Consider the following 24,790-nt stretch of genomic DNA (forward strand, 5'->3'; position numbering starts at 1 on the left):
CATGCCAAACGAGACAGAGATCCCTTTCAAGCGGCGTATCCGTGACGCACGCCGCCTGGCGTGGCGGGCCGGTTTCGAGGAAGCCATGCGCACGGTCGAGGTCAATCTGGCGCTACTGCTGATCCTCGCCGAGCAACAGGCCGAGCTGAACCCACCCGGCGCGGACGAGCATGTGCGTGCACGTCAACGGCTGTCGGACCTGACGCAGGCGTTCGCCGTCATTACCTCCAACCCGGTCGATCGGATGGACGATCGTGCACGCCTCGGCGGTGCGCTGGCCGGGGCGGTCGAGCAGATCCTCGCCCCGCTGCGTACGAGCGGGAGCGACACCCGTTCCGATCGCAACATGGAGGGTGCCGAGGACCTGGTCAACGCCGTTCTGATGGGACTCCAGCTCTGGCCGAACTGCTGGGGACAGGATGTCGCGGCGGCAGCTTGGTTGCTGACCGACGAGGGGACGCAACGCTGCTTCCGCTCGCGTGCCTCTGAGTACGGCCACCTTCCCTGATGGGTTTTACCCCTTAAATCGTCATCTTTCATGAGGGAGAGCGGAGGGCCTCCCTCGGGGTGCTTGAACAACAGCACCCGTCGGGAGAGTCTCTTGTTTGCGAAGACAAAGAGACTCCATCAGTGTGCCACGCCTTACTTGAAAGCCCCACGTTTTTCGCCTTGTTGCTGCACATCGACGAGGATCTCGCCGAGGCCGCCCGAGCGGAGGGCTGCCCCGCCTGCGGCGGCACGCTGCATCGGGCCGACTACCCCCGTAAACCCCGAGGCTGTCCGGAGCCATGGCGCGAGGCGTTCGCCACGCGTCGCAGCTTCTGCTGTGCGCAGTGTCGGCGGCGCCTGACGCCGAACTCGGTGCGGTTCCTGGGCCGTCGGGTCTATCTCGGCGTGATCGTCGTGGTGGCTTCCGTGCGCCATACCGGGCATCACCCCAAAGCGCACGCCTTGGCCGCGACGTTGGCGGTCCCGATCCGCACCCTGCGGCGCTGGCAGACTTGGTGGCGGGAGCAGTTGGCGCAGACCCCGCTGTGGTGCGGTGCGCAGGGCCGCTTTGTCCCGCCGGTGGATCTGCAGCAGGCGCCGGGGAGTCTGCTCGAGCGCTTCCTCGGCGATGCCGCGGCCGCCCTGGCGGCGTTGCTGCGCTTTTTGAGTCCCTTGACGAGTCGTTCGTGCAGGCTGCACGAGGGCGGCCGACGCCACGCAGAGGATGCAGCTCGAAGGCGTCCGGGTACCCCGCTAGGCTGATCGCGAAGGTGCCGGAACCCCCGGCACCGTAGCCGGGAGACCCGGATGCCGATTCCCATCGAGGTTCCGCAACGCGAGCGGTGGGCCCGCGTGCGCTTTGCGATCATCGGACCCTTGCTCGCCGCCCCGCCGCCCCGCCGCCGGACGGCGACCTGCAGGCGGCACTCGCCGCCTTGGCAGCCAAGACCTGGCGCCATCCCGTCACCGGCCTGGATGTTCGGTTCGGTGTGTCGACCCTCGAGCGCTGGTATTACGCCGCCCGCGCCGCCCCCGATCCGGTGGCGGTGCTGCGCAATCGCGTGCGCGCCGACCGCGGGGCCTTCCCGAGTGTGCTGCCCGCCGCACGCGAGGCCCTGCAGGCGCAGTACCGCGATCATCCCGGCTGGACCGCCCAGCTGCATCGCGACAACCTGGCCGCGAGCCTCGCCGGCACCGCCACCCCGGTGCCGTCCTATCCGAGCGTGCGGCGCTATTTGAAGGCCCACGGGATGGTGCGCCGTGCCGCGCCCAAGCGCGACACCGCCGGCGCGTTGGCCGCGCGCGATCGCCTGGAACAACGCGAGGTGCGCAGCTTCGAGGTCGAGCACGTCTCGGCGCTGTGGCACCTGGATTTCCATCACGGCTCGCGCAAGGTGTTGACCGCGGCGGGAACCTGGCTCACGCCGCTGCTGTTCGGCGTCATCGACGACCGCTCGCGCCTGCTCTGTCACCTGCAGTGGTACACCAACGAGACCGCCGAGGTGCTGGTGCACGGGCTGTCGCAGGCGTTCATGAAGCGCGGCCTGCCGCGTGCCCTGATGACCGACAACGGCGCGGCGATGCTGGCCGAGGAGACCGTGGCCGGACTGGCCCGACTGGGTGTCCTGCATCAGACCACCTTGCCCTATTCGCCCTATCAAAATGCCAAGCAAGAGGCCTTTTGGGGTCGCGTGGAAGGCCGCCTGATGGCGATGCTCGAAGGCGAGTCCGGGCTGACGCTGCAGGCCCTCAACCACGCCACCCAAGCCTGGGTCGAGCAGGAGTATCACCGCAGCACCCATTCGGAATTGGCCGCCACGCCGCTGGCGCGCTATCTGGAGGGCCCGACCGTGGCGCGCCCCTGTCCGGACGCCGCTGCCCTGCGCGCGGCCTTTCGCATCGAGGTCGCCCGGCGCCAGCGCCGTGCCGACGGCACCGTCAGCCTGGCCGGCATCCGCCTGGAGATCCCCGCGCGCTACCGCGCCCTGGAGACGGTGCATCTACGCTACGCGCGCTGGGATCTGGCCCATGTCGATCTGGTGGATCCGCACAGCGGTGCGATCTTGAGCCCCCTGCGTCCGCTGGATAAGGCCGCCAATGCCGGGGAGGCCCGCCGTGCGCTGGTGCCCGGCGCACCGGTGCCGCAACCGAGCACACCGAGCGGGATGGCGCCGCTGCTGCGCCAGCTCCTCGAGACCCATGCCGCGACTGGCTTGCCGCCGGCCTATCTGCCCCTGAACACCGCCGAGGACACCCGATGAATGCGCGACTGCTCGCCCTCTACGGCCTGAAATGGCATCCCTTCTCCTCGGAACTGCCGATCGAGGCCCTCTACATCCCCCCGCGCGTGGAACACTTCCTGTGGCGCATCGAACAGGCGCAGATCCGCGAAGGCGGGTTTGCGATGATCCACGGCGAACCGGGCACCGGCAAAAGCGTGGTGCTGCGTCTGCTCGCCGAGCGTCTCGCCCGGCTCCCGGATCTGAGCGTCGGCGCCATCGACCATCCCCAAAGCAGCCTCGGGGATTTCTACCGCGAGCTCGGCGAGCTGTTCAGCGTCCCGCTGCGTCCGCACAACCGCTGGGGCGGCTTCAAGGCGCTGCGCGCCACCTGGCTCGGCCATCTGGAGACGACGCGTCGGCGTGCCGTGCTGCTGGTGGACGAGGCCCAAGAGATGAGCCCCGCCGTGCTCAACGAGCTGCGCCTGCTCGCCAGCGCCCGCTTCGACTCCCAACCCCTGCTGTGCGTCGTCCTCGCCGGGGATACCCGCCTCACCGATCACCTGCGCCGCGAGGAGCTGCTGCCTCTGGGCTCGCGCATCCGCACCCGCCTGGCCACCGAGCATGCGCGCCGCGAGGAGCTGCTCGCCTGCCTGCAACACCTGTGCGCCAGCGCCGGCAACGCCGCACTCATGAGCGAGCCCCTGCAACACACCCTCTGCGACCACGCCGCCGGCAACTACCGCATCCTCGCCTCACTCGCCGCCGAGCTGCTCGCCGTCGCCGCCCGGCAGGAACGGCCCCAGCTCGACGAGGCGCTGTTCCTCGAGGTCTTCACCCCGCCCGCCACCACGACCCCGCGGCGGGCTGCCCTGCCACGTTAACCGACTCGGAGCACCACCATGCCGCAGCCCTACACCACCCTGCAGCCATTCTTCTGGCCACCCCTGTCCGATGATGCGGTCCTCGCCATCCGGGAGGTCCTCTTCCGACTGACCGAGCAGTTCGAGACCCGCTACGCCTCCCAAATCCGCGATGCCGAACGCGAGGAAAACCGGCCTCACGACCACCAACCGGACCTGTTCGACGGACCGGATTTCGACGATCCCCTGTTGTTCTGAGTCCCGTCACCGCGCTTGATCCACCTCGCGCCGTCGGCCCACACCCCGGCCGCGCGAGACCGGGGAGCGCTTCACCGAACCCCATCACGCAACTTGATCACGCCACCATCAAAATCGCTGACCGCACTCACCTCCGGGAGGCTCGCCTCGCACACGGTCCCCGAGGGCGTCATCGCGGCAAACACGCCATCCCGGTCCGATCGTGCGGCATGAGCAAGCATGCGCACTCTGTCCCGCCGATGCCGATCGCTGCTCGTTGTTCCGCTGGTCCTCGCTGGCCTGCACGTCCGCGCCGACTGCCCCGGAAGCGCTCGGCTTGAAGAGGCACTGGTGCTCGTCGGCACCGTTCACCCAGTCCTGATCGCCGAGGGCTCCGCGCATGCCGAGACGCAAAAGCAGCGTGACTGGAAGGCGGTGTTGAGCCTGGGCTACGACACCAACACCACCTTCGAGACGGGCGAGGCCGGTGGCCGGGCGGCCCTGCGCGTCGAGATCCCGCTCTGGGACCGAGCCAATCAGATCGAAAAGGCGAAGGCCCGCGCGACCCTGGTCGCCAAAGAAGACAACGCGCGGGTGTCACTGCTGGGCGACATCCAGAGCCTCTGCGAGCTGTCCAGTCAGGTCAAGGCACTCGATACCCTCCGGCTCTTCACGCGCGATCGGCTCGAGTATCGTCAGGAGCGGGTGACCCAGGGACTCGATCCCGCCGAGTCGCTGTGGCGCGAGGCCGAGTCCATGCAACGCGCGGAGCATGATTGGCAACGCGAATCGGGCAAGCTGGACGCGCTGCGCCTGACGCTCGCACGGCGTTACGGAGGTGAGGAATGGTCACGGCTGCAGGCGCTGTTGACGGCGATGACGAACTGATCGGGCCGGCATCCGAGCCGGATCCGATCTTCGTCGGGCGTTCCGCCGAGCTGGAACGGGGACTCGCCGCCCTGCGTATCGGACACAGCGTCCTGATCAAGGGACAACCCGGCATCGGCAAGCGCTCGCTCCTGCGCGAGGTGCGGATTCGCCTCGCCGAGGAGCGGATCTGTCTCTGCCCGACGCTTGCCACACCGAAAACGTTCGTCGCCGAGTTGGCCGAGCAGGTGCATCACGCCGTCGGCCTGACGGTCCCGGAGCGGCTCATCCCGCCGCGGTTTCGCGCCGAGGCCGAGCGCACCGGGCGTATCGCCTGGAAACACATCCAACGCACCATCGTGCGACTGCCAGCCCAGGAGGTCATCCTCTTGGTCCTCAACTCGTTGGAGGGGCGCGAAGATGTAGTGCTGTTCGTGGAGAGCTTGGAGGTTCCTCCCTCTCAGGCCGACATGCTCCACCAACTCGCCGAGCATTGTCAGGTCGCGGCCGGGATCGAGACACAGAACCGTCGCAACAAGGTCATGCGATTGTTGTGGCGGTTTCAGGTCACGCTTGAGCTCAAGCCGCTGATCGGCTCCGAAAGTCGCGCGCTGGTCGAGGGGCACCTCGAGCGCACGCCCATCGACTTCGAGACCGAGACGGTCCGGGGCGCCTTCGTGACGCGCGTCGTGCGCGAATCGCGCGGGCTGCCCGAGGCCGTCGTTGGGATGCTCGCCGCCGCGGTCAACGAGCGCGAGGTGACTCGCCATTCCCTTCATGGCTTCCACCATGAGTCAGCCATCACCTACATCGACATGACACCGATGCTCCTGGTGATCGCCGTCGGTCTGATGGCGTTGCGCTATGTCTCGCGCGGGATCGGGATTCAGGAACTGATGGTGTTGGCCGGCGTCGGCACCTCGATGTTCTCGCTCATGCTGTTCTTTGCCCGGCGGATGTCGAGCCAGGGACGCTGATGCTGACGCCGACCCACCTTGTCACCGCTCAGAGCGCCTATCTTGCGGTCTGCGCCGCATCCGGGAATCCTCCCGCAATCTCCGAGTCGCTTGTGGCACTCGCCGCAGCGATGCTCCCGGATCTCGACTCGCGGCAGTCCTACATCGGGCGACTGGTCCCGCCGCTGTCCACCTGGGTCGGCACGCGTTTCGGCCATCGCACCCTGACCCACTCGCTGGCGGCGCAGGTCGTGGTCCTGACCATCGCTTGGTGGCTGATCCCGACCGGCTATTTCATCGCCTTGGCCGCAGGCTGGATCTCCCATTCGATCGCCGACATGATGACCCGCTCCGGCGTCTGTTGGTTCTGGCCGTCCCTTGCCCGCTGCGTCCTGCCCGGCAATCCCAGGTATCGAATGGAGGTGTTGGGACAAGGCGAGTTGTGGTTCCTGCTCGTCATGGTTGGGTTCGGTCTCGTGATGATGCCGCTGGCGCAGCGTGCCGAGGGAACCACCGGGCTGATCCGCTCGGCGATCGGCGACATCGGCAATGCGCGGAAGGACTTTGACGCGGACAAGGGAAGGTTGCGCTTTACCATCACCATCCGCGGTCGCGACAACATCTCCTATGCGGACATCTCGGGGACTTATCGGGTCATCGGTCCCTGGCGCGAGGACGGCTTCCTGATTGCCACACCGACCGGCCCTCGCTCGGCGTGCCGCGGCACCGCCTGCGACTGGTACGCCGACCATGCGGACCTGACGCGTGCCGGACATCAGATCACCACCTCGTTCACGCTCAGTGCCGAGGTCGCGACCGGCGATGCTCTTCGGGCAGCGCTCGCCCCGCTCACAGCCGACGAGATCTACTTGATCGGGGACTTCATCGCGCCCGAGTCCAAGGCGGCCCTGCCGACTGTGCTGATCTCCGGTGACCAGGTCACGCTTTTCTATGCAACGCCGAAGATGTTGGATGCGTGGGACAAGCGCGCTCTTATCGCGGTCGAGCTGACGGTTCAGGCTCGTCATGCACCAGGGGTCGATCCGGGGCAACTCGGGCCAATCGGACCTGCTGCACCGACCATCGACCCACGCATCATGAGGTGGCTGGAATGAGCGGCTCCGGAATCCTGGACGTTGCCCACCATCGGCTGACCCTGTTCTGGGCTCTGGCGCTGATTGGTCTGTTGGTACCCTGGGCGCTGACAGGTCTCGACATCGGCGACTGGTCGCTCCTCGACGCTAAGGGTCGTGCCTGCACCGTGGCATCCATCCATGACGGCGACACGCTCCGAGCCGTCTGTGACGGAGAGCGGCTTCAGGTGCGCCTCTACTGCATCGACGCCCCCGAGATGTCGCAGGCGCCATGGGGCCGCGAGAGCCGCGATTATCTGCGGCGCATGACCCCCGGCGAGGTCGCCATTCGGATCCACGACACCGACCGCTACGGACGCAAGATCGGGGAGATCCTGACAGCGGACGGTGCGAGCCTGAATCTGGCGATGGTGTCGGCCGGTCAAGCGGCGGTTTACCCGCGCTATTGTCAGGACCCGCGATTTTTTGCCGCCGAGCGGGCGGCACGGAGCGGTGGGCTCGGGATCTGGTCAAGCGCCGGTAACCATCAACGCCCCTGGGATCACCGACGCGGATCCCGATGAGGGCAAGTAGGGCGACCATGAAGTGCTGTGGCAACTGCCACAGTTGACCGCTTTGGTTGGTCTTCGAGCGGCCTGAACGATGAACGAACGGCTCGATCAATGTCCGGAAGCGATGCGTGTCGGAGCTGTGGCAACTGCCACAATTGACCGTTTTAGTCGGTTGCCGGGTAGCCAGGACGATGGTCGATCGGCTCGACCGTTGGCCGGGAACGACCCGCTTCCTGAACGATGATCGACCGGGTTATCGATGTCCGGAAGGAACGCGGTTCGGGGCTGTGGCAACTGCCACAGTCGACTGTTTAAGTCGGCCATCGAGCGGCTTTAAGGCAGACGAACGCATCGGACGAGTGCCTGGTATCGACCCGGATCGGTGCTGTGGCAACTGCCACAGTCGCCGAAAGAAGCGCCTCGAACGAAGCCTCGCTCGGGCCGAGCAAGGCGCGGATGCCGGGCATCCTGGCGCTGAAATGACACGATCTCTTGTGCGTGGGTATTGGACGGGTTTTTTCGCCGTCTTTTTTTTCGTCCCACACCCACCTGTCTCGGTCGGGGCACCCGGCATCGGCCGGGCAGGGTAGGGCGAGGATCCACCGCCCCGGGCACGACTCACCGGAACCCGCCCCCTACTCCTCGAAGTGGTCGTCGACCGCCTGTTGCAGCGCCGCGTAGAGTTCGTCCTTCGTCGCACCCGACGCCCTCGGGATCTCCAGCGTCATCCCCCGCATCGTGCGCTTGATCCGCATCGCCAACTTACCGGTTGCCTTGGCGCTGATCGTGGCCACGACCATGCCGCGCTTGGCTCTGCCGCTGTTGCGTTCCCTGGCCGCGTCCAGCAAGGCATTCAGTGTCTCAGCGCCCGTCATCGGCAGGTTGTGGCCATGTTCGGCCCGAGCCTTGGCGAGCGAGCGCGCAAAGGCCAGGATGCGCTTGGCCGCATCCCGTTGAGCCGGTTCTTCGCTCGAAAAGATCGGGCTGAGCTGCCGCCAGTGCGAGGTACGGATCTCCAAAATCGACGGATACGCCCGAACCAGCTCGTCCGGCATGTCACAAAGCGCAAGGAGCCGACTCAGGTTCGAGCGGTCGATCCGGATCGCCTCCGCCATCCGCGAGATGTTCCCCTCGTAGAGGCTCTCCAGCGCCCACCGATACTCCCGTGCCCGCTCGTAATCCGAGATGTCGCGCTGGCCCCGATTCTCCGCATCCGACAGCTCGAACGCCGCCGCGGTGTCCAGCTCGTCGCGAACCTGGATCAGCAGGAGGTAGGGCTCGCCTTCGCCATTCATCTCGCCGTGCATGCGAAGCCAGGAGACCGTCCAGTGGCGACGTGCCCCCGACAAGATCTCGAAGTCATGTTCCGCCCCTTCCGCTCCCATCCGCGCATCACCCTTGAGGCTGCGCACGATCGCCGGACGCTCCTGGCGCCCGAGCGTGCGGAAGCCTGCGATCAGATCCGCGCACCGTTCGGCGTTGAGCAGCTGGTAGTCACGGTTGTGGTGCTGCCACAGCCGACAACGCGCCGGATCGACCCAGTGCAAACGCTGGATCGTTGCCTTCTGAATCGCGGCATTCGGCTGGCCGGGTGCCCGTGGATTCGTGATACCGGCGATGTTCGCCCCAAACGGCCCCGCACGTTCATCCCCGGCCGACCCCGAGCCGGCACCCTCGTGCCCCTGCTCGATCCGATCGGCAATCCCCGAGAGCAGGCTGCGGTTCTTCATGACGATACGCCCCCTACATGAGCCCCGCTTCGCGCAGGGCTTCGTGATGACTCGGCCACGTGCGCCGGACCAGGATTTCGAGCTCGCGGTTGAACCCGTCCAGATACGCGATGCAGCGTCGATGGACCTCGCGCGACGTCAAGGCGACGGGTTGCTCATAGACCGTCTCGAATCTTGCCGATGCATTGTCGATCTCGGCGCTGTCCTTGATGGGCGACACCATCAGGTAGGAACCGAAGACCTTTCTCATCATTTCGGCGATCGCCGTCTGCGTAGACTTGCGCTCGTCCAACTTCGAGAGCGCAACACGCACGAAACGGTAGCTCGGGTCGACCCCATGCCTGCGCAGGGTCTCCAGCGTATCGATCACCATGCTGAAGAAATGCGTGGTCGAGGCGAAATCGATGTTCGCTGGCGGCACCGGAATCACAAGCGCATTGGCCGCGACCAGCGCACTGATCGAGATCAGACCCAGCGCAGGCGGCGGATCCAGGATGATGATGTCGTAGCTGTCCGCAATCCCTTCGAGACCGGCACGCAAGGTCTCCAGCAGCTCGACATTGCCGGCCACCTGCGCCGCCAACTCGTACTCGGCGCTGTAGAAGTGCAGGGCACTGGGAATCAGATCGATCCCCGGCCAGTAGGTCTTGCGAATGGCGTACTGAAGGCTGTGCTGCTCGCCGAGCAGATAGGGGGCGATGGTCTCGTCATGCCCGATCTGCAGATCCGGATTGAAGCCGAACACCGTCGTGGTGCTCGCCTGGCTGTCCAGATCGACGACCAGGACCCGATAGCCCTGAATCGCGAAGTATTGTGCCGAGTGACAGGCGAACGAGCTCTTGCCGACCCCGCCTTTGAAGTTGGAGAAGCTCAGGATCAGGGGCGGATCCTGTGGCGAGCGCCACGGACGGGTCCCGAAGAGGTCGCGCATCCGATTGACGGCATCCAGCGAGTAGCCGCTGCGCCGACCATTCTCCAGGAGGCCGGGGGAGGGCAGCTTGCCTTCTTTCTCCGCCAGTCGGATCGACTGCTGGCTGCGCCCGACCAGCTCCGCCGCCTCCGAGATCGACCACAGCTTGCGCAGTGTCTTCGTGCCCTCGGGAGCGAAGACATCCTCGCGCAACTTCTCGAGCACGTCCTCGGCGCGCTGGCGAAGGAATTTCAGCGGGTCCAAGCCTGTATCTTCCATTTCCATGATCGCTACCCGTTGGCCCTCGACAGTTATCGCTTTTCGAGAAGGATAGACGATAAAAGCGCTAATAGACAGAAAATGAAACCGATAACGTTAATCCATGCCCAGTGGCTCGGTTAGCGCAAATACACCGGTGTAGGAGGATAGGGTAGGGCAGCATCTCTGTTCGACGCCAGGATGCACGGGTGCCAAAATCACCCGGACGACGGGTTCGGCCGCAACGACCCTCGTCCACGCTCACACGAATCGGGAGACTCCTGGATGCCCCCGCACGAGATCGGTTGGTTCGGCGCCGGCTATGCCGTGGCGAAGGGCGGTACTGCCCCCGACGACTACTATCCGCCGCTGAACGATATGGAAGCCCAGCGCGAATGGTTGGGCGGCTTCGGGGCAGGGTGGGTCGAGTGCACCGACGGCGATCTCGACGTCCTGCTCGCGACCTTGTTCGGCGACGGGAGCGCCGGCGAGAGCATCGACGACGCCTTGGCGCGCACACTGGAGGGGAGGGCCGATCTGCTGCGGCAACTGCGAACGCATGGGGAGGGTAGGGCGCATCGTACACTGCATTGACGGTTATCCCCCGTTGCTGTGGATAACCCAGCTTGGAACATCCATTTCCTGCAGCAAACCTCTGCTAAATCAAACCGAGGCGTTAGATCGATCAAGTATTGACCACTTGTCGCGGCATCGGTCTTGCGGTCACGTCGTGACCGACTCCTGTCTGTCGATCTCCTCTTCCTGTTTCTCGATTTCCTCTTTCAACCGCGCCAACTGCGCACGCAGCTCGCGCATCTCGTAGTCTCCAACGTCGTTCTCCCTGCAATTCGGCGAGGGCAAATCGGCGACGAGCCTACTCAACACCTGAACGGCCTCGTAATGCCCGATACGATCCAGGATTTGCGCGGCGCCATTAAGCGTGCATTCCACTTCCTTTAGGTCTTTCCAGCCATAATAATAACCGCAGTCCAAGTGCTTGATTGTCTCGGCGGCGAGCCGACGCGCTTCCAATATGACGTCAATCATCGAGTCTCCTACAATCGGTGTTGGTGGTGCGAGTGGATGACGGATCCTTATAGCCAGCGGCTGGATTCCCCGCAACCACGACGCCCGGCCGAATCAGGCGATCGTCCGGCCCATTTCGTATAACGCACTTTATGTCAAGTCGCCTGCTCAGGTATATCAAGCTATTTGCTATGATCGGAGTTGACATAAACCGATGAACCAGAGACGACCGGCCGGGACACGCCATCGCGCCCGCATTCGCCCGGATGATGGTCGCACCCTCCGGACCGCGTCCCGCGCCAACGACCCGAAATCGCCGTTTGTGGATTTGGCCGGGATGCGGTATGTGTGCGCGTCAGGCGGCAACCCGCCAAAAAGCCCAGCCGAATCACTTTCAGAGGAGAGCCGAGCATGTCGAGACGAGGCCGTCACCGTCCGTCCATCGTCCCCTGGCACGAGTATCTCCGCCAAGTGTTCGATCATGAGGGGTTCCCGACGTTTCCCGATCTGAATCTGCTCGCCGAAGGAGATTCCTGGTTCACCATCAGCGGCATACCATCCTATAACCTCCTCTTTGAGCTTCGTTTCCGCAAACAGACCAGAATCGTCAACTGCGGGTCGCCCGGCGACACCATCGTCAGCATGGCCAGCATCGCCCGAAGCCAACAGTTGCGCGAGGCATTATCGCCTGGGATCCAGCGCTGGGATGCCATCCTCCTGAGCGGCGGCGGCAACGACTTGATCAACGCGGCCGGCAAGATCGTCCTGCCGAAGAGCGACCGACCGACCCATCCCGGCAACCCTGCCGACTACTGCGACGCTGCCGAGCTCGGCGCGCTCCTCGACGACGTCCAGGACGGGTATCGGCGCATCGCCGCAATGCGCGACGTCCCCGGAGGCCCGAGCCGCGGTGTGCCGATCCTCGCCCACACCTACGACTACGCCACGCCCCGAGACGCGCCGGCCATCTTCATCTTCGGGAGCCTCGGGCCCTGGCTTCATCGGGCATTCAACGATCGGGATATCCCCCCTGCGGACCGGGTCAAACTCGCCGACTACCTGACCGATCGCTTGGCCGAGAGAATTCTGGAGCTCACGGTCGGCTCGAAAAAGATCCCCGAGTTCCACGTGTTGGATACCCGGGGTACCTTGACCCCAGCCATGCTCGGCCACCGCGGAGACAGCCACGACTGGCAAAACGAGATCCATCCCAACGGCGGCGGCTACGAAAAGCTCGCCAAGCGCATCGAGCCGGTCCTCGAGGGGCTGCTGGGTCTCTGACGGTATCGACGGCGGGCGTCGCGCCGTGTTTTGCTCCGGAGCCGACGGCTCCTGCGGCGCACGGCGACCGGGCGCCATCCCTCAGGAGGAACCCCCCATGATGGTCTTACCCTTCGCACTGGTCACCCTGGCCCTCGGCGCACTCCTCATGCGGCGGCGCAGGATCGCCCTGACACTCTGGGGACTCGCCCTCCTGTCGCTGCTGTGGCTGTTCCATCTGCATGCCAGCGACCCGCTGGCGCTGAGCTTCTGAGGAGGCCGCCACCATGACGTACAGGATCGCCCGCAGCCTCGACGCACTCGGCCTGATCGCCATCGGTCTCGTACTTGCCGTGGCGTTCTCCGACCAGCTGTTGAACCACGAGCTACCTTGTCCACTTTGCCTGCTGCAGCGCGTCGGCTTTGTCCTCGCCGGGTTCGGCTTGGCGATGAACCTCGTGTTCGGTCCCCGGCCCAGCCACTATGCCCTGACCATCCTAGGAGCCATGGCCGGCGGCGCGGTCGCGCTGCGCCAAATCCTGTTGCACATCGTGCCGGGTACCGGTGCCTTCGGCGAGCCCTTCCTGGGGCTCCACTTCTACACCTGGGCGGCGATCCTGTTCGCCCTGATCGTCATCGGCAGCGCCGTCCTGCTGCTGTTCGACGCCCGCCTCGAAGCATCCCCCGCGGAGCACGAACCCATCGGCACCCTGGCCCGAACCGCCCTCGTCCTGTTCACCCTGCTGGTCGTCGGCAATGCCCTCTCGACCTTCCTTGAGTGCGGCCTTGGCTTGTGCCCCGACAATCCGACCGGGTACGAGATGCTTGAGTGACCCATGGAACCGAACCACAAGCGAAACATGACCTTTGCTAGTTCAAGCCCCGACACCCTTACCGTGCCGATGGTGGTTTAGCACCGCAGATTCAGGGAAACGCATACCATCCATGAACAAGATTCTCCTACGCATCCCAGAGGACGCCGAATGGCCGGTCATCGGACGAGATCCCGAGACCGGCTCCCTGATCCTGCGGCCCGGCTTCGTGACGGCAGCCGCAGAGGCATCCGGTTGCACCTTGTACGACGACGGCAGCAACCGACCTCTATTCACGACCGACATGCTGGGCACCCTGCTCATTGAGTGGTATCGCGAACGTCTCAAGATAGGCGCTCCTGCCTGCCCGACCATGGAAGCGGTGATCCAGAATGCGCGGAAAGAGTCCATGCACTGATTGCCTGCTGTCCGCCCGACCGCGATCAAGTTCTCGCCGCCGAGCACCGCGACGCCTGCTCGACCCTCATCCCGATGCCACCCCCGCCCCGCACCTCCGCACGGCCCCCGCTGGGGGTGGATCGAGCGTGGCCAAGCGGCTCTTGGCAAACAACGCCAACAGCCGCTTGGCCACGACCGTAGGATTTACATGCGGGAGGGCCCGCACCCCGGCCCTTCGGGGTCGCAAGCTCCATAAGGTGCGTCTGCCCCCGCCGGGTCGTGCCCGGCAAACAGCGCCGGTCACTCCTGTCCGGCGGGGGCAGCCGAGGCCGGGGATTTTGATGCCGGTGTCCGAGACCTCGAAGCCAGCCCGACAAAGACTCACAAACGACGTGAGTCACTGTCGGGCAGCAGCCGTGGTCAGGTTGCGCGATGCCCCAAGAGCGGAACTGCTGCGCAGATCCGCAGGGAGCGTTTTCCCGATGCCACCCCGCCCTGCCCCTGCACACTCCGCCGCCCCTGGCAAACGACGCCAGCAGCGGCTCCGCGCTCCGGGACAGGGCTCCTCACTTCGACGAACCCTCGGCAGATGAAGAGCGTGGCCAAGCGGCTCTTGGCAAACAACGCCAACAGCCGCTTGGCCACGACCGTAGGATTTACATGCGGGAGGGCCCGCACCCCGGCCCTTCGGGGTCGCAAGCTCCATAAGGTGCGTCTGCCCCCGCCGGGTCGTGCCCGGCAAACAGCGCCGGTCACTCCTGTCCGGCGGGGGCAGCCGAGGCCGGGGATTTTGATGGCGGTGTGCGCAAGCACGGCAGAGATCCGCGAACCTCTCAGCCGCCTTGCCGCGCCTTGGGCGCTGTGTCGGTGGAGTCGGCTCATCCGCGCGCGATTCGCCGCCCTGACGGGCGTCTCGCCGGGCGCGCGCGGCGTCGGCGCGGCTGATAGCTCCGCGAATCGGGCGCCCGGCTCCGACGCCGGGGTAACGAGTTAGCACACCGCCGCGAAGACGGCTACGCCACTTCGCGGCGCATGCAGTCGCAGTGATGCGGACCATCGGAGCAGGGCCGCTCTGCTCGGGTCTCCAAAGTTTAGCGGGGGTCTGATCCTGTCAAGGGCACCTCCCCATCCGCTTGTCGGGGCGCCTGAACCCTATCCCGTAGAACACAATCCGACCCGATCGCGCCCCGACAATCGGACGGGGCCCCTCCCTTGACAGGATCAGACACCAACCGCTGACGAGGAGACGACCCGAACAGAGGGTTGCCGAAGCTCAAGGAGAAACGCCATGACGCGCAACATCGAAGACTACCCGGATGCCTTGTGGTTGGACGCGGGGCAAGGGGCGACGCGCTACGACATCGGCGAGGACTACCCGGTCCACTTCTGCAAGGAATGCGGCGACGAGGTGACGCCGGAAGACGGATGCGAGAGCTGCGGGACCGGGCTCTACGCGGAGGACAGCGACGGGGACTAGCACGTCGCACGAAGGCCCCAGGAACGGGGCTTTCGCCTCTTCGATCCCCGATCCGCCAAACCGAACCCAGGGCGGCTCGGGCGGACCCGAGCCGATGCTCGATGCTCGATGCTCGATGCTCGATGCTCGATGCTCTACAGCATTCTGATGCTCTACAGCATTCTCAGGACAGTCACGAACACGAACGCGATCGACACGATCGCAGCAAAAAACACGACCAGCACGAGCAGCAGCCTGAACAGACCTTCGTAGCGACTGAAGTCGATCTCCGGTCCGGGGCCAAGATCCGAGCCGAAACCGGGACCCGACGAACGCGTCCGAGCCGAAGCACGCGGCGCTTTCCCCGCCAACCGCTGGTCTCGCTCATCCCGCGCTTTCCAATACCAATCCCGATCCTCAAGACCCATACACGACCCCACGGCAAACCCTGCCGTCGCGATGCGACACATTCATCCTGATATCGACCATGTCCGAAATTACTCCTGGGGGTGTCCGTCAATCCGCATAGTCTCGCACCGAGGAGTGTTTCGGAAAGCCTCGCGTCGCAACCACCACGACCTCTGCGATCAACCGTGCGGTTGTCTCACCACGGCGTTGACCCCGACAATCCATCTCATCGGCACGACCCGACCGAATGGCCTATGGCACTCACGATTCATCAAAAACTCGCCTCCATCGTCGAGGAGATCGACCGCAAAGGATTTGCGGAGCTTGTCCGCCTGTCGGTCCTGAAGAAGTGGTTCGACAAGCCAGGGCGCCTCATCGCCTTCGCCCTCTGGATCGCCGAGAAGGCGACAACCGGCGAAACACCGGCATCCGAGCCGGAAGCCGCGTTGTTGGCGCAAGCGCGCGCACTGCTCGAGGACATCCAGGCGCGCGGCGATCTGAATCCACGGGCGATGCGGGAACTTCATGGGCGGCTCGAGGCATTCCAGTCCGACTACAGGAGCCTGAGCTGGGGCCAAGTTCGCATGGTCCACTCGAAAGCGCTGTTGCTGATCGAAGATGCGCTCACGATCTGCCTCCGGCATCCGGACGACCCCCGCTTGGGCTACAAGCTCGCGGCCGACTACTGCGGGCACTACGATGCGAGGTACGGCAGAAACCTCAATGGCCCGTCGCGTGACCGCGTCCAGGAGATTGCCGAGCTCATCGCCAGACGGGAAGCGGACGAGATCGCTTTCCCTCATGGGACATCGATACTCGGCTGAGCGGTGCCGTTCACTCCTCTCCGTCGGGGGCAGGAATCTCGGATGAGGATGAGGATGCCGATACCGGTGTCTTCGCACACCGTACGAATTGCCGACCTCTGCACGGCCTGCGAGGTCGGCCCGTCCGACGCACGCTCATCCCGGAGAGCAACCCCGCCCCGCACCTGCGCACTTCGCCGGGACAGGCATACGACGCCTGACCCGGCTCGCTGCTCCGGTACGGGGCTCCTCACTCCGACGCACCCTCGGCAATCAAGGAGTGCCCCTGTCACCCGCCTTGCAGATCAGCACCCAACGGCGCCGCAGTCTGCTTCAGGTGGTGGCGTCCCCGTCGGGCGCCGGCAAGGCGGGCGCCAGGGGCACGGCTGTGTGGACATCTTCCCCCCCGCGCCCGCTGGGGGGACCGCCCGACCGAATCCTTCTCGCATCACGAACGGGATCCGGCACCGTTTCCACATCTGAGCGCTATCCCGAGCGCACCCCCGACTTCGGATGGGTCACCAGTGCCGAAGCCTTCCATCCGGTCGGCGAATCGCAAATACTCCCGAATGGTCCCGGCTCCTGCGCACCGGCTGCGAACGGCACGACTCAACGCACCTTCACAGTCGTCCGAACTTCCTATGGGTTGACCAGGCCGGCAGGTGTCGCAACGTCGGCGGCTCGACCTCCATCCATGTCACGGCCTGGAATGTCCGCCCGCCGAGATGCCGAGCGGACCCGAGACGGTGTCCATCCCTGGAGGGCGGCCGGCCGTCCCTGGCCGGACGCAGCACGTGGCACCCGACCCGAGACCTTCTCGCGTGGTCGAGATCGCACGTACGGCGCATGCTCATCCCGATGCCACCCCGCCCTGCCCCTGCGCACTCCGCCGCCACTGGCACACGACGCCAGCAGCGGCTCCGCGCTCCGGGACAGGGCTCCTCACTTCGACGAACCCTCGGCAGCTAAAGAGCGTGGCCAAGCGGCTCTTGGCCAACGACGCCAACAGCCGCTTGGCCACGACCGTAGGATTTACATGCGGGAGGGCCCGCACCCCGGCCCTTCGGGGTCGCAAGCTCCATAAGGTGCGTCTGCCCCCGCCGGGTCGTGCCCGGCAAACAGCGCCGGTCACTCCGTTCCGGCGGGGGCAGCCGAACCTGAGGATTCCGATGCCGGTGTCCGAGACCTCGAAGCCAGCCCGACAAAGACTCACAAACGACGTGAGTCACTGTCGGGCAGCAGCCGTGGTCAGGTTGCGCGATGCCCCAAGAGCGGAACTGCTGCGCAGATCCGCAGGGAGCGTTTTCCCGATGCCACCCCGCCCTGCCCCTGCACACTCCGCCGCCACTGGCAAACGACGCCAGCAGCGGCTCCGCGCTCCGGGACAGGGCTCCTCACTTCGACGAACCCTCGGCAGATGAAGAGCGTGGCCAAGCGGCTCTTGGCAAACAACGCCAACAGCCGCTTGGCCACGACCGTAGGATTTACATGCGGGAGGGCCCGCACCCCGGCCCTTCGGGGTCGCAAGCTCCAAAAGGTGCGTCTGCCCCCGCCGGGTCGTGCCCGGCAAACAGCGCCGGTCACTCCGTTCCGGCGGGGGCAGCCGAACCTGAGGATTCCGATGCCGGTGTCCGAGACCTCGAAGCCAGCCCGACAGAGACTCACAAACGACGTGAGTCACTGTCGGGCAGCAGCCGTGGTCAGGTTGCGCGATGCCCCAAGAGCGGAACTGCTGCGCAGATCCGCAGGGAGCGTATTCCCGAGACCCGCCGCTTTGCCCTGCCGCCACTTCACACCCTCGGGCAGGGTAGCCCGCCGTGGAGTGGAAGCAAGGTAGTAACGCCAAGAGCCGCTAAGGTCGCAAAAGACGCGCCCTAAGCGGCTCTAGGCGTTCTCCACCTTGCTTCCACTCCACGGCGGGCTACTGATCCTGCCGGGTGTGAAGCGTCGGCAGGGCAAAGCGGCTCCGTGGTTGTTCACACGCTCAGGTTTTGAAGCTTCGCACTGAGGATTTTGATCCCCTCCCGTCCCCAGGGAAGCGGGTGCTCGCATCAGCATCAGCCTCGAGAAGCTCGGCGTCAACACTTTTTGTGCCCCTCAAAGGTTCCACGTGGAACCTTTAGCGCTTGTTTTCTATGTATTTTCCTCTTGCCGTACTCGCTATGTGTGCTATACTGTATTTATCTACAGCACACCGGAACCAGCCATGACCAACCTCGCCCGCGTCGCCCCCGCGCCCGTTCCCGCCCCGCGCGGCTTCTTCTCGGTCCCCGCGCGCCACGCCGGGCGCGTGGTCGCTCGCGTGTCCTCCTCCGGCTTGGTCTGGGCCTGGCGTGCCATGCGCAAGGGCGATCTGCCCTCGCCTCGCTGCCTCTTCGTGCCGGTTCGCAATCCCGCACACGCCGCCGCAGTCTCGGCCTGCGTCAAGGCCCAGGGCTGGCAAGCCCAGACCAAGCCCGGTACAGCTTGCGCGGTCTACCGCGCTGGTCCCCTCTCCGCTTTCGCCCCTCCTCTCGCGGTCAAGGTCAGGCTGCCCGCCGGTATCTCGTCCTCGGTCGCACGCGCCCAGCTCCGCGCGGCCTGGTTGAATCTGGTGCGGCCATGAACTCGCCCATGTCCCTGGTCATGCTCGCCGGCTCGCGCGATCTCGCGCCGGGCGAGGCCAACATCACCGCGGTTGTCGCGGATCTGGTCGCGGACGGGTCGCACCTGGTCACGGGCTGCGCCACGGGCGCCGATGCCCAGGTTATCCGTGCCGCCCTCGCCCAGGGTGCGCCTGGTGCTATGGCCCTATCGGTCCTCGCGGCTCACGGGCCGGTCGCGCCGTCGGCTCCCGCCTCGCGCTACTCGGCGCCGGGGTCCTGGTCCGGCTCTGCGGTCACGGTTGTCGCCGCAGCCCAGCGGGCCGGGGCCTCGGTGTCCTGGTGGTCCGGTGGCGGCCCGGATGTCGACCTGCGCGCCCGCTTGGCCCGCCGCTCGCTCGCCGCCGTGCGCCTGGTCGCGGCCAGTAGCTGTGGCTCATGCCTGGTCGCCTGGCCCTCGCGGTTGCCGTCGTATCCGTTCCGCGCCGGGCCTTGGCCCTCCTGCGGATCCGGAACTTGGGCCTCGGTCACCGCCGCTGCTCGGCTGGGTGTTCCGGTGGTGGTGTTCCCGGTCGGCGCTGTCGTCGAGCTGCCCCTGGCGTCCTGGCCCGCTCTCGCCGCCGGCGGCTCCTGGTCGCCGATCACATCCGGTGTCCTTGCCGGTGCGGCCGTCTGGTCGCCCCCTTCATCCCTTGACCTCTTCGCCTGATCGGAGGCTCACATGCGTTACTCCACCCATTGGCACTACCTCCCTGCAACCGTACAAGCGCAAGCCCGCGCGCGCTGGCCCTCGGGCGCACGCGCCGCCGGTCCCGGGGACTGGTACGAGTACGAGTACGAGATCGCCGAGCTCGATCCCGGTTATCAGCTGAGCGTCCTGCCCGCCATTACGGCCGATCACGCCCCTTGGTTGGCGCGCCTGGTCGGGCGCAAGGCCGTGAAGCCGTCGGCTCCGGTCGCGCGCGCTTTTCGCCGTTGGTGATCTCGGGGGGGTCTCGATGTATACCGGCTATCGTCGCTTTCGCGCGCTGTGTCGGGGATTCCGCAGCACGCCTTCTCCGCTGCCCCGCCGCATCTGGGGCCTCTTCCTCGCTTTGCTGCCGTTGGCGCCACGCCGCTGGTTGTTGCAGCTGGTCGCGCTTTGGACCAGCGCGCCGCCCTGGCTGGTTCGCGTCCTGTCGGGGCTCGGCGGCTACCTGGTGATGTCCGCCATTGCGCTTTTGGTGCTTTGGTTGTGGGGTCGCGTCGCTGCCCCGGTCTGCTCGGACACGTTCAAGCCGAGTTGCGCGCCCGCTCAGGCACTCAATCGCACTGGTCCCAATCTCGGGAAAAAGCAATCAAAACGTACACGATATTGACATTCTTCATTCCCGAAATACACGAATCGTGTATAATTGAGAAATGAAAACAGCTCGAATCCTTCCCGCCCTTTGGCGGGTACTCACCGCGCCGGCTGGCGCTCAACCCTTGGAGGTAGCAATGAGGCTAAACCTGTTTGACGGTGGCGTGATGATCTACGCCTACACGCGTGCCCAAGCGCTCGATGACGGGAGGCTCATCGATGTCACGGATCTGGCGTGTGATGCCGGATTCAAAGTCCCGGTCGCCCTAACGGCCAAGGTCTGGGCCGACTGCGTCGTGTGGGACCAGGCACGGGAGGTCGCCCCGCAAGACGAGACCGGGCGTCTCTGGGACCTGCTCGCCATGGCCCATTTGGCGGCTCGTGGTCGACCCCACTCCGGCCGCCTGACCTTCTCGGTCCTGCGGATCGGCTCCGGTCGACTACGCCCCTCGCGCGTGACTCTCGCCCTCGTCATCGGACCCGGAGACCGGGGCGAACCGGTCATCACCATCATGCAACCCGATGAGGACTAGTCATGAGTAATGCATCTTTCCGTGTTCACGACGTGGATCACATCGAAGTGACCGCAGCAACCGCGCCGCGTGATGGCGGTTTCGTGTGCTGGTGGCAGACGCTCACATTCTTCGATCGCGACGGGGTACAGCTGGGCGAGGTCGTCGCTTTCCTGAAACGCCCGGAAGCCGCGTTGCCGATCGGTGACCAGCCGCCCTATTGGGGCATGGACCTGTCAAAGCCGGCCGGATTGCTGGACGGGGGTAGCCCGTTCTGATGAGAGAGCGCTTAGGGGGATTGCCGCCCCCTAGCGCTCGGTTCCTAGCAGCCTGAGTCACAAGCAACGTAGGAGATACAAGCATGTTCCGCAAAGCCGAAAAACGTCAAGCCCGCCTCCGCCTGGCCCTGTGCGGCCCTTCGGGGTCCGGCAAGACCTACAGCGCGCTCCTGATCGCCCAAGGTCTCGCCCCCGGCGGCAAAATCGCCCTGATCGACACCGAGCGCGGGTCCGGCGAGTTGTACGCGGATCTCACCGCCTACGACGTCGCGCCGCTGGAGCCGCCCTACACGCCGGGGCGGTATATCGAGATCATCCGCGCCGCCGAGTCGGCCGGCTACGACGTGCTCGTCATTGACAGCCTCAGCCATGCCTGGACGGGGGAGGGCGGTATCCTCGACATGCACGACCGCGCGACATCCGCCAGCCGCTCGGGTAACTCGTTTGCCGCCTGGCGCGAGGTGACCCCAAAGCATAACGCTTTGGTGGACGCCATCATCGGGGCCGGTCTGCATGTCGTCGTAACCATGCGCACGAAGACGGCCTACGACCTCACGGACGACGGCACCGGCAAGAAGAAGCCGATCAAGATCGGCTTGTCCCCGGTCCAACGCGACGGCATGGAATACGAGTTCACCACCGTGGTGGATCTCAGCGTGGACAACCATGTCGCCACGGCGACGAAGGATCGGACCCGGCTGTTCGACGGCGAGCATTTCGTGCCGACGGTCGCGACCGGCGAGGCCCTGCGCGACTGGCTCAATATCGGCAAGGACCCGGCCGCCGAATCCAAGCGCACCCTCAAGGCGCTGAAGGCGAGCGCGACGCGGATCGGCAGCGTGCCCGAGCTGGAAACCTGGTGGCGGTCGCGCTCCGCCGAGATCGGGCTCCTCACGCCGTCGGATCGCGAGACGCTGACCGGTCACTGTGCCGGTCGAAAGCTCGCGATCATCGAGTCCGCCGCCAAGGCGCGCGCGACCGAGGAGAACGAGGAGCACGAGGAGACACCCAAGCGCCGCGGTAACGGTGAAGACCGCCCCGCCGCCGGGATCGACGCCCTCAAGGCGGCCACCCTCTAAACACCAACCATGGAAGCGCGGCCCGAAAGGGCCGCGCAAGGAGAACGAAGGATGAAACCGACGATCAAGCTCTACGACCTGTCATCCGACTACTTGGCCGCCTTGGACGCCCTCGCCGAGATCGAGGATCTGCCGCCCGAGGCGATCGCCGACACGCTCGACGGTCTCGCGGGTGCGTGGGAGGACAAGGCGCTCAACGTCGCCCGTTATGTCCGCAACCTGGAGGCCGAGGCCGCCGCCATCGATGAGGCGAAGAAAAGGATGGATGCGCGCGCCAAATCCACCGCTAGCCGGGCCGCCCGGCTCAAGTCATACCTCAAGGCCGAGCTAGAGCGCACGGGCTTGAAGCCCAAGGCGCCGGATCTGGCGCTCCGGCTCCAAAACAACCCGAAGTCGGTGGCGATCGATGACGCAGCCCTGATACCCGAGGAGTACCGCCACACGGAGACGGTGGAAACGATCCTAAAGGCTGAGATCGCCGCCGCCCTGAAGTCCGGCAAAGCGATTCCTGGTGCGCACCTGGTGCACAGCCAACGGCTGGTGATTCAATAGACCCCAACCAACGCGCCAAGGACGGCGCGCCATCACGGAGAGATCGACATGAGCGGCATCAACAAAGTGATTCTGATCGGCAACCTCGGAGCGGATCCCGAGATCCGCTACACCCCGAGCGGCGACGCCGTGGCGACGCTCCGGATCGCGACGAGCGAGACTTGGAAGGACAAGCAGACCGGCGAGCGGATGGAGCGCACCGAGTGGCACCGCGTCATCCTCTGGCGCCGACTCGGCGAGATCGCCCAGCAGTACCTGCGCAAGGGCTCGAAGGTCTACATCGAGGGCAAGCTCACGACCCGGAAGTGGACCGATCAGTCGGGCCAGGATCGTTACACGACCGAGATCCAGGGCAACGAGATGCAGATGCTCGACGGTCGGCCGGCCGAAGCCGGCGAGCGCCCGCGCGGATCCGCCGGCTACAACCGCTCGACCGAGTCACCGCGTGCTCAGGCGCCGGAACCGCCGCCGGCTGACTTCGACGACGATATTCCGTTCTAGAAGTTCTGAGAAACATCCCGCGCGGTCGCGCGGTTCAACTACCAGGCGGGTATCATTACCCGCCGAGCGTCAATGAGCACAAGGAGAGACCAATGGATTACCTGATCCTATCCGACGACAACGGCGGCACCGCTCGGCTGACAACGGACCCCTCGGCGAGCAGCTACGGGATTCCCGTGTTGGTCCTCGACGCCAACGTGCGTGCCCGCCCGGCTCATGGCACACGACGCCAGCAACCGGGCGGGCACGACCGGGGATTCTCATCGGTGGTGTCGCGGAGGTTTGTCGCGATCCGAGACCCGATCCCGGCGGAGATGCCGCAACGTCCGCCGAGACCACATCGCCGGTCGAGATCCGCCCCCACCTACGCGCTCCGCCGGGACCGGCTGAAGGGCGCCGGTCCCGACTCCGTGCTTCGGTCCGGGCTCCGCGGCACGACATAACCGGCTCAAGAGTTGAGCGTGACCGGGCGGTGATTGGCCAACGACGCCAAACACCGCCCGGCTCATGGCACTGGACGCGGGCAACCGGGCGGGCACGACCGGGCGATTCTCAGCGTTGGAGCGATCAGACGCGACGATCCCCTCTGCGAGAGTGGCAAACCCGTCGCGCACTCATCGCCGAGTTCGGCCCGCCTTGATTGTCCGAAGCAAACCCAGCGCAGTTCGGAGAAGCCTCGCCGAATCCCGTCGTCGACGCGCAAAGATCTCCTTCAGGCTGCTGATCAGCGTGGTCACGATGGCACCAAGGGAAAGGATTGCGGTCAGGCCGAGGAACCATGGATCCCGCAGGGCACGGTCGGTCCAGGAAGGCGCCACCTCGGAGGGCTTGGCCCCGAAACGTTCGATGCGCATCGTGCCCTTTGCAGGCTCGGTATAGACGATCATGCGAAAAGGCTTGGGCCCGCGTGCGCCGGGAGCGTCAGCATGAACGGAAAGATAGCCGTAAGCAGTAACCTCTTTGGGCGGTTTCTCCCGACCGAGAGTTCTGCTAGCCAGAAAGCTGATCCGGTCGCCGTGGGCCAGCGTTCCTTCTTGGACGGTGATGGGATTCTGCCGCCAGAGAAGGCTCTGACGGATCGCGAACGACCCTTTGTCGAGCAGACCAGTCGCCCCCCCCTTTACGACGGTTCCGACTTTGATCTCCCCGGACATCGGTTGTGAGCCACTCTCGGCCAGAACAGCCCTTCGAATGATCATTTGGCTGTGTACCGGCAATGTTTCGAATCCTTCGCCGAGCAGGGCGTTGCCAAGGTCCATTCCGCCTTCGGGAACGGCATCCAGATGGACCAGGATGTCTCCGTCGCCCGTCGAGCGAAGGATGACCCGGGTCTCGCGATCCCAAACGAAGGTCAATTTCTTGGTGAGTTTCGTGACGGCAAAGTGTCTGCGATCGCAGACCTTGGTGGAGAATTGTTGGGTTTTCGGCGGCGTCGAGGTTCTCGAACAGAGGATCACGCCGGGTTGAAGACTCCACTGGCTACGCTCGCTTCCGTCCGGGAGAAATTCCGCGCCATAGGTCACCACGTCGAGCAGGTACGAATGCTTCGTTGGTAGGACAATGGCAAGAAACAGGAATGCCACGACTAAAAGCAGGCTCACGACGC

At 65.4% G+C, this 24,790-nt stretch carries 29 protein-coding genes and 1 pseudogene; 25 read left to right on the top strand and 5 right to left on the bottom strand.

Annotation, left to right across the window (positions count from 1 at the left end):
* Window position 1: 1 nt before the first annotated feature.
* From BDD21_RS26385 to BDD21_RS26425, 9 genes and pseudogenes are all read left to right on the top strand, one after another.
* Window positions 2-508, top strand: a complete 507-nt coding sequence (locus BDD21_RS26385; RefSeq protein ID WP_120800178.1) for a hypothetical protein — start codon at window positions 2-4, stop codon at window positions 506-508.
* Window positions 509-630: 122 nt separating this feature from the next.
* Window positions 631-1,251 carry a hypothetical protein gene (locus BDD21_RS26390; RefSeq protein ID WP_120800179.1) on the top strand — a complete coding sequence of 207 codons (621 nt, stop codon included), beginning with the start codon at window positions 631-633 and terminating at the stop codon, window positions 1,249-1,251.
* Between the two features lie 45 nt (window positions 1,252-1,296).
* Window positions 1,297-2,750: pseudogene (locus BDD21_RS26395) on the top strand (DDE-type integrase/transposase/recombinase).
* A complete protein-coding gene (locus BDD21_RS26400) occupies window positions 2,747-3,592 on the top strand; it encodes an ExeA family protein (RefSeq protein ID WP_120800180.1) in 846 nt (281 codons plus the stop codon). The pseudogene BDD21_RS26395 and the gene BDD21_RS26400 overlap by 4 nt, the downstream one beginning before the upstream one ends.
* 18 nt (window positions 3,593-3,610) lie before the next feature.
* Window positions 3,611-3,829: a hypothetical protein gene (locus BDD21_RS26405; RefSeq protein WP_120800181.1), complete on the top strand. Its 219-nt coding sequence runs from the start codon at window positions 3,611-3,613 to the stop codon at window positions 3,827-3,829.
* Between the two features lie 219 nt (window positions 3,830-4,048).
* On the top strand, window positions 4,049-4,696 hold the full coding sequence (locus tag BDD21_RS26410) for a hypothetical protein (RefSeq protein ID WP_120800182.1): 648 nt from the start codon (window positions 4,049-4,051) through the stop codon (window positions 4,694-4,696).
* On the top strand, window positions 4,654-5,652 hold the full coding sequence (locus BDD21_RS26415; protein WP_120800183.1) for an ATP-binding protein: 999 nt from the start codon (window positions 4,654-4,656) through the stop codon (window positions 5,650-5,652). Before BDD21_RS26410 ends, BDD21_RS26415 begins: the two co-directional genes overlap by 43 nt.
* On the top strand, window positions 5,652-6,746 hold the full coding sequence (locus tag BDD21_RS26420; protein WP_120800184.1) for a metal-dependent hydrolase: 1,095 nt from the start codon (window positions 5,652-5,654) through the stop codon (window positions 6,744-6,746). The genes BDD21_RS26415 and BDD21_RS26420 overlap by 1 nt, the downstream gene beginning before the upstream one ends.
* Window positions 6,743-7,288, top strand: coding sequence for a thermonuclease family protein (locus BDD21_RS26425; protein ID WP_120800185.1), 546 nt, complete (start codon window positions 6,743-6,745; stop codon window positions 7,286-7,288). The genes BDD21_RS26420 and BDD21_RS26425 overlap by 4 nt, the downstream gene beginning before the upstream one ends.
* Before the next feature lie 623 nt (window positions 7,289-7,911).
* On the opposite strand, the gene BDD21_RS26430 is transcribed toward BDD21_RS26425, so the two are convergent.
* Both BDD21_RS26430 and BDD21_RS26435 read right to left on the bottom strand, forming a co-directional pair.
* Complete coding sequence (locus tag BDD21_RS26430) at window positions 7,912-9,006, bottom strand: ParB N-terminal domain-containing protein (protein ID WP_120800186.1); 1,095 nt, start codon at window positions 9,004-9,006, stop codon at window positions 7,912-7,914.
* A gap of 13 nt (window positions 9,007-9,019) precedes the next feature.
* A complete protein-coding gene (locus tag BDD21_RS26435; protein ID WP_211335237.1) occupies window positions 9,020-10,195 on the bottom strand; it encodes an AAA family ATPase in 1,176 nt (391 codons plus the stop codon).
* A gap of 264 nt (window positions 10,196-10,459) precedes the next feature.
* Between BDD21_RS26435 and BDD21_RS26440 the strand changes: the two genes are divergently transcribed.
* Window positions 10,460-10,768: a hypothetical protein gene (locus BDD21_RS26440; protein ID WP_120800188.1), complete on the top strand. Its 309-nt coding sequence runs from the start codon at window positions 10,460-10,462 to the stop codon at window positions 10,766-10,768.
* A gap of 129 nt (window positions 10,769-10,897) precedes the next feature.
* On the opposite strand, the gene BDD21_RS26445 is transcribed toward BDD21_RS26440, so the two are convergent.
* Window positions 10,898-11,221 (bottom strand): hypothetical protein, encoded by a 324-nt coding sequence (locus BDD21_RS26445; protein WP_120800189.1) that lies wholly within the window; start codon window positions 11,219-11,221, stop codon window positions 10,898-10,900.
* Between the two features lie 390 nt (window positions 11,222-11,611).
* Between BDD21_RS26445 and BDD21_RS26450 the strand changes: the two genes are divergently transcribed.
* The 5 genes from BDD21_RS26450 to BDD21_RS26465 all read left to right on the top strand — a co-directional run bounded on the left by BDD21_RS26450 (window position 11,612) and on the right by BDD21_RS26465 (window position 15,148).
* Window positions 11,612-12,481, top strand: coding sequence for an SGNH/GDSL hydrolase family protein (locus tag BDD21_RS26450; protein WP_147431240.1), 870 nt, complete (start codon window positions 11,612-11,614; stop codon window positions 12,479-12,481).
* Between the two features lie 97 nt (window positions 12,482-12,578).
* Window positions 12,579-12,734: a DUF5993 family protein gene (locus BDD21_RS28145; protein ID WP_170164967.1), complete on the top strand. Its 156-nt coding sequence runs from the start codon at window positions 12,579-12,581 to the stop codon at window positions 12,732-12,734.
* A 13-nt stretch (window positions 12,735-12,747) separates the two neighbouring features.
* On the top strand, window positions 12,748-13,293 hold the full coding sequence (locus tag BDD21_RS26455; RefSeq protein ID WP_120800191.1) for a disulfide bond formation protein B: 546 nt from the start codon (window positions 12,748-12,750) through the stop codon (window positions 13,291-13,293).
* A 112-nt stretch (window positions 13,294-13,405) separates the two neighbouring features.
* Entirely contained in the window at window positions 13,406-13,690 is a 285-nt protein-coding gene (locus BDD21_RS26460) for a hypothetical protein (protein ID WP_120800192.1), read from the top strand.
* Between the two features lie 1,269 nt (window positions 13,691-14,959).
* A complete protein-coding gene (locus tag BDD21_RS26465) occupies window positions 14,960-15,148 on the top strand; it encodes a hypothetical protein (protein WP_120800193.1) in 189 nt (62 codons plus the stop codon).
* A gap of 152 nt (window positions 15,149-15,300) precedes the next feature.
* Here the strand turns inward: BDD21_RS26465 and BDD21_RS26470 are convergent, their stop codons facing one another.
* Window positions 15,301-15,555: a hypothetical protein gene (locus tag BDD21_RS26470; protein ID WP_147431241.1), complete on the bottom strand. Its 255-nt coding sequence runs from the start codon at window positions 15,553-15,555 to the stop codon at window positions 15,301-15,303.
* 234 nt (window positions 15,556-15,789) lie between these two features.
* On the opposite strand from BDD21_RS26470, the gene BDD21_RS26475 reads away from it, so the two are divergent.
* The 10 genes from BDD21_RS26475 to ssb all read left to right on the top strand — a co-directional run bounded on the left by BDD21_RS26475 (window position 15,790) and on the right by ssb (window position 23,184).
* Window positions 15,790-16,359 carry a hypothetical protein gene (locus BDD21_RS26475; protein WP_120800195.1) on the top strand — a complete coding sequence of 190 codons (570 nt, stop codon included), beginning with the start codon at window positions 15,790-15,792 and terminating at the stop codon, window positions 16,357-16,359.
* A 2,143-nt stretch (window positions 16,360-18,502) separates the two neighbouring features.
* A complete protein-coding gene (locus tag BDD21_RS26480) occupies window positions 18,503-18,943 on the top strand; it encodes a hypothetical protein (RefSeq protein ID WP_147431242.1) in 441 nt (146 codons plus the stop codon).
* The gene (locus tag BDD21_RS26485) at window positions 18,940-19,629 is read left to right on the top strand and encodes a hypothetical protein (protein ID WP_147431243.1); all 690 of its coding nucleotides are present in this window, start codon (window positions 18,940-18,942) and stop codon (window positions 19,627-19,629) included. The genes BDD21_RS26480 and BDD21_RS26485 overlap by 4 nt, the downstream gene beginning before the upstream one ends.
* Window positions 19,630-19,641: 12 nt before the next feature.
* Window positions 19,642-19,902 carry a hypothetical protein gene (locus BDD21_RS26490; protein WP_120800198.1) on the top strand — a complete coding sequence of 87 codons (261 nt, stop codon included), beginning with the start codon at window positions 19,642-19,644 and terminating at the stop codon, window positions 19,900-19,902.
* 16 nt (window positions 19,903-19,918) lie between these two features.
* The gene (locus BDD21_RS26495; RefSeq protein ID WP_120800199.1) at window positions 19,919-20,278 is read left to right on the top strand and encodes a hypothetical protein; all 360 of its coding nucleotides are present in this window, start codon (window positions 19,919-19,921) and stop codon (window positions 20,276-20,278) included.
* Between the two features lie 121 nt (window positions 20,279-20,399).
* Entirely contained in the window at window positions 20,400-20,795 is a 396-nt protein-coding gene (locus tag BDD21_RS26500; protein ID WP_120800200.1) for a DUF6573 family protein, read from the top strand.
* A 32-nt stretch (window positions 20,796-20,827) separates the two neighbouring features.
* Window positions 20,828-21,052: a hypothetical protein gene (locus BDD21_RS26505; protein WP_147431244.1), complete on the top strand. Its 225-nt coding sequence runs from the start codon at window positions 20,828-20,830 to the stop codon at window positions 21,050-21,052.
* Window positions 21,053-21,135: 83 nt separating this feature from the next.
* Window positions 21,136-22,131, top strand: coding sequence for an ATP-binding protein (locus tag BDD21_RS26510; RefSeq protein ID WP_120800202.1), 996 nt, complete (start codon window positions 21,136-21,138; stop codon window positions 22,129-22,131).
* A gap of 51 nt (window positions 22,132-22,182) precedes the next feature.
* The gene (locus BDD21_RS26515; RefSeq protein ID WP_120800203.1) at window positions 22,183-22,683 is read left to right on the top strand and encodes a siphovirus Gp157 family protein; all 501 of its coding nucleotides are present in this window, start codon (window positions 22,183-22,185) and stop codon (window positions 22,681-22,683) included.
* 48 nt (window positions 22,684-22,731) lie between these two features.
* Window positions 22,732-23,184, top strand: a complete 453-nt coding sequence (gene ssb, locus BDD21_RS26520) for a single-stranded DNA-binding protein (RefSeq protein WP_342769627.1) — start codon at window positions 22,732-22,734, stop codon at window positions 23,182-23,184.
* 614 nt (window positions 23,185-23,798) lie between these two features.
* Here the strand turns inward: ssb and BDD21_RS26530 are convergent.
* Window positions 23,799-24,785: a hypothetical protein gene (locus BDD21_RS26530; protein WP_147431245.1), complete on the bottom strand. Its 987-nt coding sequence runs from the start codon at window positions 24,783-24,785 to the stop codon at window positions 23,799-23,801.
* Window positions 24,786-24,790 lie beyond the last annotated feature (5 nt).

Origin of the sequence: Thiocapsa rosea, assembly GCF_003634315.1 — a bacterium.
Lineage (GTDB): Bacteria > Pseudomonadota > Gammaproteobacteria > Chromatiales > Chromatiaceae > Thiocapsa > Thiocapsa rosea.

Coding starts and splice junctions, on each gene's coding strand:
- BDD21_RS26385 (WP_120800178.1), top strand. CDS start 2: ATGCCAAACGAGACAGAGATCCCTTTCAAGCGGCGTATCCGTGACGCA.
- BDD21_RS26400 (WP_120800180.1), top strand. CDS start 2,747: ATGAATGCGCGACTGCTCGCCCTCTACGGCCTGAAATGGCATCCCTTC.
- BDD21_RS26405 (WP_120800181.1), top strand. CDS start 3,611: ATGCCGCAGCCCTACACCACCCTGCAGCCATTCTTCTGGCCACCCCTG.
- BDD21_RS26410 (WP_120800182.1), top strand. CDS start 4,049: ATGCGCACTCTGTCCCGCCGATGCCGATCGCTGCTCGTTGTTCCGCTG.
- BDD21_RS26415 (WP_120800183.1), top strand. CDS start 4,654: ATGGTCACGGCTGCAGGCGCTGTTGACGGCGATGACGAACTGATCGGG.
- BDD21_RS26420 (WP_120800184.1), top strand. CDS start 5,652: ATGCTGACGCCGACCCACCTTGTCACCGCTCAGAGCGCCTATCTTGCG.
- BDD21_RS26425 (WP_120800185.1), top strand. CDS start 6,743: ATGAGCGGCTCCGGAATCCTGGACGTTGCCCACCATCGGCTGACCCTG.
- BDD21_RS26430 (WP_120800186.1), bottom strand. CDS start 9,006: ATGAAGAACCGCAGCCTGCTCTCGGGGATTGCCGATCGGATCGAGCAG.
- BDD21_RS26435 (WP_211335237.1), bottom strand. CDS start 10,195: ATGGAAGATACAGGCTTGGACCCGCTGAAATTCCTTCGCCAGCGCGCC.
- BDD21_RS26440 (WP_120800188.1), top strand. CDS start 10,460: ATGCCCCCGCACGAGATCGGTTGGTTCGGCGCCGGCTATGCCGTGGCG.
- BDD21_RS26445 (WP_120800189.1), bottom strand. CDS start 11,221: ATGATTGACGTCATATTGGAAGCGCGTCGGCTCGCCGCCGAGACAATC.
- BDD21_RS26450 (WP_147431240.1), top strand. CDS start 11,612: ATGTCGAGACGAGGCCGTCACCGTCCGTCCATCGTCCCCTGGCACGAG.
- BDD21_RS28145 (WP_170164967.1), top strand. CDS start 12,579: ATGATGGTCTTACCCTTCGCACTGGTCACCCTGGCCCTCGGCGCACTC.
- BDD21_RS26455 (WP_120800191.1), top strand. CDS start 12,748: ATGACGTACAGGATCGCCCGCAGCCTCGACGCACTCGGCCTGATCGCC.
- BDD21_RS26460 (WP_120800192.1), top strand. CDS start 13,406: ATGAACAAGATTCTCCTACGCATCCCAGAGGACGCCGAATGGCCGGTC.
- BDD21_RS26465 (WP_120800193.1), top strand. CDS start 14,960: ATGACGCGCAACATCGAAGACTACCCGGATGCCTTGTGGTTGGACGCG.
- BDD21_RS26470 (WP_147431241.1), bottom strand. CDS start 15,555: ATGGGTCTTGAGGATCGGGATTGGTATTGGAAAGCGCGGGATGAGCGA.
- BDD21_RS26475 (WP_120800195.1), top strand. CDS start 15,790: ATGGCACTCACGATTCATCAAAAACTCGCCTCCATCGTCGAGGAGATC.
- BDD21_RS26485 (WP_147431243.1), top strand. CDS start 18,940: ATGAACTCGCCCATGTCCCTGGTCATGCTCGCCGGCTCGCGCGATCTC.
- BDD21_RS26490 (WP_120800198.1), top strand. CDS start 19,642: ATGCGTTACTCCACCCATTGGCACTACCTCCCTGCAACCGTACAAGCG.
- BDD21_RS26495 (WP_120800199.1), top strand. CDS start 19,919: ATGTATACCGGCTATCGTCGCTTTCGCGCGCTGTGTCGGGGATTCCGC.
- BDD21_RS26500 (WP_120800200.1), top strand. CDS start 20,400: ATGAGGCTAAACCTGTTTGACGGTGGCGTGATGATCTACGCCTACACG.
- BDD21_RS26510 (WP_120800202.1), top strand. CDS start 21,136: ATGTTCCGCAAAGCCGAAAAACGTCAAGCCCGCCTCCGCCTGGCCCTG.
- BDD21_RS26515 (WP_120800203.1), top strand. CDS start 22,183: ATGAAACCGACGATCAAGCTCTACGACCTGTCATCCGACTACTTGGCC.
- ssb (WP_342769627.1), top strand. CDS start 22,732: ATGAGCGGCATCAACAAAGTGATTCTGATCGGCAACCTCGGAGCGGAT.